Below are 7,431 nucleotides of genomic sequence, written 5' to 3'. Positions count from 1 at the left end.
GCACATAGCTCCCCCTAAGCCATTGCTAAGTGTCAGCGTCAGTGCTGCGCCAATGGCAGAGAGTGGGTATATGAGTATCAAAGCTAAGCCGCCTCCTATGAGAGAAGATATAAGAGTCGCTCTAACATACTTAATGTCGTACCCATGCGTGATGAGGAAGTTCTGACCATAAGTCTTGATAACCGTAAGACAGACTATGTTGACACACAGGATAGCATATACAATAAAGGGTGTGATAGCCCACTCTATGGCGAGGTACCAAAATACGACTGGAGTACCAATGAGTGCTAGTCCTGCAGAGCATACTCCGACGACAATTGAGATTCTCGCACTTCTCCGAAAAGCCTCTTTACGACGGCTCAAAAATGGGAAAAAGACTTGAGACAGGATAGTCACTAACGTAAGACCTATCATGGCAATCTTATGCAGAGTCTCATACGTACCTACGGCATTGTGATCATGAAAAAGCCCCAACAGCAGGATTCCCCCAGCATTGTAGAGGTTGGGTAAGAAGATGTTGATGAATATAGGGAGGTTTTCCTGTACCGTCTCTTTGAACTCAATCATAGATACCCGCACAAATCTTACATGATGCTTCCTTCGGACGATCAACTGAGAGATTACGGCTGATAGGGCATAGGTCATGGACTGCAAGAGGATGTATTTATTGAAGTCTCCAGACTCTCTAATTACAACAAAAACCAGACAGGTGAATAACACGCGTGTAGTTACCTGTATAATCGTGATGAACTTCATCTGCTCTATCCCCTGAAAGAACCAGTCTGTAATAAATACAGAGCCGAGCAATATGGGGAGAGCACATAGATACGAGATCCAATCTTGTCTGAACGAGGGTACAGCTATAATCAGTATTGAAAACAACAGTATAGCTAGCACGGCCAAAGCAATCTTCGTAAAGATGACTTGGGAGTAAACCTTATTGCGAGCGTCTTTATCATCTCTAGTGAGTGCAACATCTCTCGGAGCCAATACTGCAAACCCAAAGTCTGTAATAGTAACAAAGTAGTCCATCATAGTTATGGCCATCACATAAACGCCATACCCAGACTTACCCATCACTCTTAGTACATAAGGCAGAGTTATAAGAGGAAGTATTAAGGTGACCACTTGCAGTGCAGAGAGTGATGCAAAGTTCTCAATAAGAGTCTTCGCATCTTGATTACCTCGCACTCTATCTATTAGCGACTTGAGTTTACCGCTTGCCATCGATTACCCTTCTAGGATGATACTCAGTACTTGTTGCATGATCCTCTCGGTCATGTGGTTTTGATCTAGATTGGCATTAAGCTCTACCAAATCAATTGACTTAACCAAATCCGACTGAACAGCCTGTCGAACGAGGGTATACGCAAGAGCTGGCGTGATGCCATCCTTTTCTGGGACACCCGTACCAGGAGCATATCTAGGATCAATCACATCCACATCGAAGCTAAGATGGATATGGTCGATACCTTTGCGCTTGATGTCAGAGAGAATATCAACGATAACCTCTGCGGGATCTGAGGCGTTGAGCTGCTCGGAGCTACGGATGTACATATTGATCTTAGCAGCCATCTCTTTCTCCCCAGGATCTAGAGCTCTAGCTCCCAAGAAGTAGATGTTTTGAGGCTTCAAGAGCGGGCTTACTCCCCAAAAATTAGCGATGTCATCCTCTCCAAACCCCATAAGATAGGAGAGATGCATGCCATGCATGTTTCCCGTTGAGGAGCTAGCCTCCGTATTGAAGTCTCCATGTGCATCGATGTATATAACGGCATAGTTGTCAGCTCCTTTAGCTAGACCAACGCCAGCGATACTACCGAAAGCCATCACATGGTCACCTCCCACACATAGGGGAATATGTTGCTGCTCTATCGAATGCTTGACCCTCTCAGCCAAGGGACGGGATGCGGTTAAGATCGGATTGAGAAACTTGATCGTAGGGTGTGAAACATACTTCTCCTCTATAATAGCAGCTCTTGGCGTACAGGGTAGGTCGCCCAAGTCATTCACTTGATGCTTAGCGGAGGTATAGCAGCCATCCCGCCTAAGTATAGACGGGGTTAACTCGTTGCCATCTTTATCGCAACCGAAGTTGATGGGGTAACCTATGACATCAAATGTTTTCATGCCTACCCTCTTTTACTGTACGAGACGGCTTTGATAACTTCTTCGATCATCCAGTATAGGCCATTAAACGGTTCACGATGATGCTCGCCATCACGAGTCCAGTATCCGTGCTCAAATTCATCCGCATCTAGTCCGTAACAATAAGAGACCTCTATCAGATATAACTTTCCAGACTCCTTCTCTCTGACAATGTCGAGAGCAACAGACTGCACTTCTAGCTTGTCATAGCACTCAAAGGCAAACTCAACAACGTCTTGCTGAATTAGAGATGCGTCATATCTGTCATCATGTCCTCCAGAGGCTCTGAAGTCACCCTCCCTACACATACGCACCATAGCTATTGCCTTATTGTTTGCGATCTCCAATCTATAATCAAACCCGTCATTGGGGATGAACTCTTGAAAGTAGGCATACCCTTTTTCTGGAGCATGCATCTTTGTATATTCAGTAGGTATAATCAATCTTCCACAGGATCGAATCAAAGCCTTGAGGGGTATCTTCTTAGCTTTATAAGCCTTATATCGATCTCGCACATAGTCACAACCTCTAAACTGCGCAAAACCTCTACCGAAAGCTCTCTTGACAAACCTCTTTGCCTCTCTAGCATTATGAGCTAGCATCACATTAGCCGAACCAGCTCCTCCTCTTAGCTTGAACACCTTGGGGAAGTCTGTCGTCTCAATCCACTCATAGGCACTCTTCTTATCATAGAATACCCATGACTTAGCAGCTTGAACCCCTAAAGCCTCAAAGAGGTACTTCTGTCCTAGCTTATCATCAAAGTGCCAGCCTGTTCTAAAGTTAGGAAAGACGATCTTGCCAGCCTGCTCGAGTGAGAATAGGAGTTGCTTGGCAAAGAGTACATCTCTATAATCAGCTTGATGATGATCAAACAGGATAATGTCGTAATCTATGATCTTGTCAACTATTTCGGAGTCATAAGGATCGAATGTCTTATACTCATACTGGTGCTCCTCGCAATACTTCATCCAATACGATGAAAACGTAGTGAGTCGAGGTCGTAATATGGCAATTTTCATATTTTGTTCTTGATTGGGTTTGGGTATTGATCTATAAGATTGAGAGGTATATGCTTTGAGAGCTTATCTATGGCGCACAAATAGCTTCTTCGATACTAGGTCCCATACAAATCTTACTGACGGTAGGGGATCTCTTTTATTCATTAATAGGCGGGTGTCAAACTGCTTTACCTCTCTAATCCACCGCCATATAGATTTCTTTCGCTTATACACTGTGTCAAAAAAGTCTAGTTGATCTGCTATCATAGTCTGAGGTCGCTTTAAGCACAACCACGCTTCCGACTCAATCTTGTGAACCTTTGCATAGAGCCCGTAGTGAATATTTGCTCCATATTGAGTTGCTCCATACGTATGAGCATCGTTTCTCAGGTTGATTTCGGTGAAGAAAGTCCTATTCTCCTGATCAACTAAAAACTCAACACTAAAAAAGCCACATCTATAGCCTGTCGCTTGAATAAAGTTCAATATAACTTTATCGTCTAAATCAAACTTCTTCTCTATCTGCTCTGAAGAATCGTGAATCGCTTTTGTCCCATAAGAACTGTCTTTGAGATTTAGGTAGTAGTACCCCGTTGGCATACAGATAGACCCTTCGTCATCTACAAAGCCCAACAAATCCACCTCTGTAACTCGTCTAATCTGCTCCTGTACGATAATCTTATCCGAAGTTTGAGAGAGAATCTCTTTAAGCTCTCCCTGATTATAGCATATATGACTGTTTGACTTACCACCTGATAGGGAGTTCCTAGACTTAGTGAAGCAAGGATAAGTAATTTGAGCTATATCATCAAAGCTACTGTTATCAATAATCCAAGTCTTGGGTGTCCGTATGCCATACTTAGTTGCAAGGTCGTGTTGCCACAACTTATCCATCTTAAGCTCTAGTCCAATCCCATCTATAGAATGAGGTAGATAGAAAAAACGAGACAGCTTATCATACGCTTGACTAACGATGGCTGTTGTTTGATCCGATGTCGCAATAAGAAGAGCTTTTGTCTCTAATTCCCTCCCTAGCACTGTAAGGTAAGGCACTATCTCTTCCGCTGTTGAGACAACTGTTGAACCTCCTAGGTATTTACTTGCTCGGACGAAGTTTGCGCGGTGCCCTAATTGTACAAAGGATGGTCTTACACCCATCTCTCCCAAGCTCCTAACCACACCTAAAGCATTTACGTGGCTAGGTCCTACGACAATAACAGGCGGAAGTAAGTCTTTGATCTGGTTGGACATCATACGAGAGATTAAGAGTATAAAGTACCTACTATAAGACTTTCTTGAATGCTTCTACCACAGCGATGGAGCCTAAAGCTCCTATGATGATAAGGGTGAAAGGTATAGCCCATGCCCCTACGAGGGACTGAAGTTGTAGTAGATGATTGTCCACCACTTCAACTAGGATAAACTGGTGTACCACATACACTCCAAAGGAAATACTGGATAGGTAGACCCATGCTCGAGCGACCCTAAAGGAGTAGCTATACCGTTCCATAAGCAGCCAAGTTGTGTACATGGCTAACGTACCCATTAGTGCGCAGATAGGACTGACCGCAAAGTCTATGAGTCTCTCAATGTTATTGTCTCCAACTAAGTGCCAGTTGTCAAACATACTAACCACCCACAGGAGAAGGAAAAGAAGAGCAAAGAGGAGGGTGTATTGTAGCACACCTCGATGAGCAGAAGCACCTCTGAGACAATTGTCTATCCGTGTGTTGTGAATAGAAGCTCCCAGCACGAAAAAGAAGTAGTAGCGAGTGACTCGACAGAGCAGATAAGTGAAGGCCCCAGGCAGGAGATGATAGGTCACAGTCCCCGCATAGATAGCTAGAAAGGAGAGTGTCAGATAAAGCTCTAGATGCTCACGTCCCCACTTGGCTAGAAGGCGGTGTATCGCAAAGCACCAAAAGATAGTAGGCAAGAACCATAAGTGTCCTTTTCCTAAGAGTAAAGCATCCAATAAGCCCCTAGCCTCTATAGGCGAAGTGAAAAAGTAGAGGTAAAGCAGACTAAATACAATGGAGGGAACATATAGCCTCGCAAACTTCTTCTTGATGAACTGGTAGTAAGTACCAGGAGTAAGCGTTTTCTCAACATATCGTCCCATCCAAAAGAGATAGCCAGATATAAAGAAGAATGCCTCTAACTGGAAGCTGATGAAAAAAGAGTTCTGCCAGCTATATGCAGCAATATAATCTACACCACGCTCAAAGTCATACTGCCATGCTCCACTATAGATGGCAAAGCTATGCCCTACCACGATAGAGAGTATCAATATAGGTCTCCATATAGAGATAGGGAGATACTGCTTATTGATATTTTCTTGAGTGATCATTAAGAGAGGGGGGCGTGTTACAGTCGCTGGTCGTAGGCGTGGGGCGGGAGGAAGGACTTGACGTCGTAGACGACGGCGTTGTCAGCCTTGAGTTTGTCGAGGTCGAGACCCTCGAACTCTCTGTGGGAGACGGCTAGGATGACGGCATCGTAGCGGTCAGTGGGGAGTTCGTTATGTATCTCCACACCATATTCACGCTGTGCGATCTCAGGATTGGCCCATGGATCGTGGATAGTGACGTTGACATTGTACTCACGAAGCGTCTTGACGATGTCGATCACCTTCGTATTGCGCACGTCGGGGCAGTTCTCCTTGAAGGTGAAACCTAGCACCAGCACGTTAGAGTTCAGCACCTGTATACCTCGCTTGAGCATCAGCTTGACCACCTGCTCAGCGACATAAGCGCCCATGCCGTCGTTCATACGCCGACCAGCGAGGATGATCTCAGGATTGTAGCCATACCGCTGCGCACACTGAGCTAAGTAGTAAGGATCGACACCGATGCAGTGTCCGCCGACAAGTCCTGGACGGAAAGGCAGGAAGTTCCACTTCGTGCCAGCAGCTTCTAGCACCTCTAGCGTGTCGATACCCATACGATCGAAGATCTTCGCCAACTCATTGACGAAAGCTATGTTGATATCTCTCTGAGAATTCTCAATAACCTTAGCAGCCTCAGCCACCTTGATGCTAGATGCTAGGTGGGTACCCGCGGTGATGACGGAGCTGTAGACCGCGTTGACATACTGGCCCACCTCGGGTGTGGAGCCTGAGGTGACCTTCTTGATATGCTCTACGGTATGCTGCTTGTCGCCTGGGTTGATACGCTCAGGGCTATAACCAGCGTAGAAGTCCACGTTGAGCTTAAGTCCTGACACTTGCTCGACGACTGGTATACACTCGTCCTCCGTGACGCCTGGATAAACGGTGCTCTCGTAGACCACAACATCGCCCTTTGAGATCACCTTACCGATGGTTGTGCTGGCACCCACGAGCGGTGTCAAGTCTGGGTTGTGGTTCTCATCTACGGGTGTCGGCACGGCTACGACATAGAAGTTGCAAGAGCGTATCTCCTCAATGTCTGATGTGCAGCGAAATCCGTTGTCCAAGGCAGACTGGAGGAGTTCGTCAGAGACCTCTAGTGTGGCATCGTGTCCTGCCATCAGAGCCTCAACGCGCTTAGCATTGAGGTCAAAGCCTATGGTCTTATATTTAGTGGAGAAAAGCCGAGCTAGTGGTAGTCCTACGTAGCCTAGTCCGATAACGGCTATTCTAGCTGTTGGCTGTTGGCTGTTGGCTGTTGGCTGATTCATATTCGTAATTGGCTATTGGTGGTTGGCTATTGGCGATTGGCTGTTGGCTAGCTAATGGCTAACAGCCAAGAGCTAAGAGCCAAGAGCTAACGGCTAACAAACTATCTTTTTTGCCTGATTTTGGAGATTAAACTATTGATTTGTTTCTGCAAGATGGTTAGTTGATTGAGGAGTGGCTCATAGTTCTCAGCTGTTACGTAGCCTAGTTGATTGGCGATAAGTGTTTGTGTTTCAACTTCAAATGCGGATCCTAGAGATATCTCAAGAAATCTTGCGAAGTCTACTTCAGACTCTCTAGAGGCTCCCTCAGCAATATTTGATGCTATAGATACTGCAGCTCTTCTAACTTGATTCGTTAGTCCGTACTTCTCGTCTTCTGGGAAACACTTCGTTAGCTGGTAGATAGTCTCTACTACCTGTAAGGCGTTCTGCCAAGCATCGTATTTTCTGAAGTTGCGCATATTTTGTTGGCGATTGGCTGTTGGCGATTGGCTGTTGGCTGTTAGCTGTTGGCGATTGGCTGTTGGCTATTGGCTGTTGGCTGTTGGCTGTTAGCTGTTAGCTGTTAGCTGTTGGCTGTTAGCTGTTAGCTGTTAGCTGTTGGCTGTTGGCTATTGGCTGT

Annotated in this window: 7 protein-coding genes; all 7 read right to left on the bottom strand. The window is 45.6% G+C overall.

Annotated features, from left to right (window positions below):
- Nucleotides 1–1,227, bottom strand: a 1,227-nt coding sequence (locus Q0X57_RS06685) for an oligosaccharide flippase family protein (RefSeq protein ID WP_297729356.1), incomplete at its 3' end; no start/stop codon positions are given.
- A gap of 3 nt (nt 1,228–1,230) precedes the next feature.
- Nucleotides 1,231–2,130: an arginase gene (locus tag Q0X57_RS06680; RefSeq protein ID WP_297729352.1), complete on the bottom strand. Its 900-nt coding sequence runs from the start codon at nt 2,128–2,130 to the stop codon at nt 1,231–1,233.
- 2 nt (nt 2,131–2,132) lie between these two features.
- Nucleotides 2,133–3,119 (bottom strand): hypothetical protein, encoded by a 987-nt coding sequence (locus Q0X57_RS06675; protein WP_297729349.1) that lies wholly within the window; start codon nt 3,117–3,119, stop codon nt 2,133–2,135.
- 114 nt (nt 3,120–3,233) lie between these two features.
- Nucleotides 3,234–4,403: an ATP-grasp domain-containing protein gene (locus Q0X57_RS06670; RefSeq protein ID WP_297729346.1), complete on the bottom strand. Its 1,170-nt coding sequence runs from the start codon at nt 4,401–4,403 to the stop codon at nt 3,234–3,236.
- Between the two features lie 28 nt (nt 4,404–4,431).
- Complete coding sequence (locus Q0X57_RS06665; RefSeq protein WP_297729343.1) at nt 4,432–5,499, bottom strand: acyltransferase; 1,068 nt, start codon at nt 5,497–5,499, stop codon at nt 4,432–4,434.
- Between the two features lie 17 nt (nt 5,500–5,516).
- Complete coding sequence (locus tag Q0X57_RS06660; protein ID WP_297729339.1) at nt 5,517–6,809, bottom strand: nucleotide sugar dehydrogenase; 1,293 nt, start codon at nt 6,807–6,809, stop codon at nt 5,517–5,519.
- Between the two features lie 101 nt (nt 6,810–6,910).
- Complete coding sequence (locus Q0X57_RS06655; protein WP_297729337.1) at nt 6,911–7,270, bottom strand: four helix bundle protein; 360 nt, start codon at nt 7,268–7,270, stop codon at nt 6,911–6,913.
- Between the last annotated feature and the right edge of the window lie 161 nt (nt 7,271–7,431).

The organism is uncultured Porphyromonas sp., assembly GCF_947254915.1.
Classification (GTDB): domain Bacteria; phylum Bacteroidota; class Bacteroidia; order Bacteroidales; family Porphyromonadaceae; genus Porphyromonas.
Note: the sequence above shows the minus strand (reverse complement) of the source record. Positions and strands in the feature narration are given on the sequence as shown.

Bases quoted from the DNA above. Each gene is read 5' to 3' on its own strand.
- Q0X57_RS06665 (WP_297729343.1), bottom strand. From the start codon at position 5,499: ATGATCACTCAAGAAAATATCAATAAGCAGTATCTCCCTATCTCTATA.
- Q0X57_RS06675 (WP_297729349.1), bottom strand. From the start codon at position 3,119: ATGAAGTATTGCGAGGAGCACCAGTATGAGTATAAGACATTCGATCCT.
- Q0X57_RS06680 (WP_297729352.1), bottom strand. From the start codon at position 2,130: ATGAAAACATTTGATGTCATAGGTTACCCCATCAACTTCGGTTGCGAT.
- Q0X57_RS06655 (WP_297729337.1), bottom strand. From the start codon at position 7,270: ATGCGCAACTTCAGAAAATACGATGCTTGGCAGAACGCCTTACAGGTA.
- Q0X57_RS06660 (WP_297729339.1), bottom strand. From the start codon at position 6,809: ATGAATCAGCCAACAGCCAACAGCCAACAGCCAACAGCTAGAATAGCC.
- Q0X57_RS06670 (WP_297729346.1), bottom strand. From the start codon at position 4,403: ATGATGTCCAACCAGATCAAAGACTTACTTCCGCCTGTTATTGTCGTA.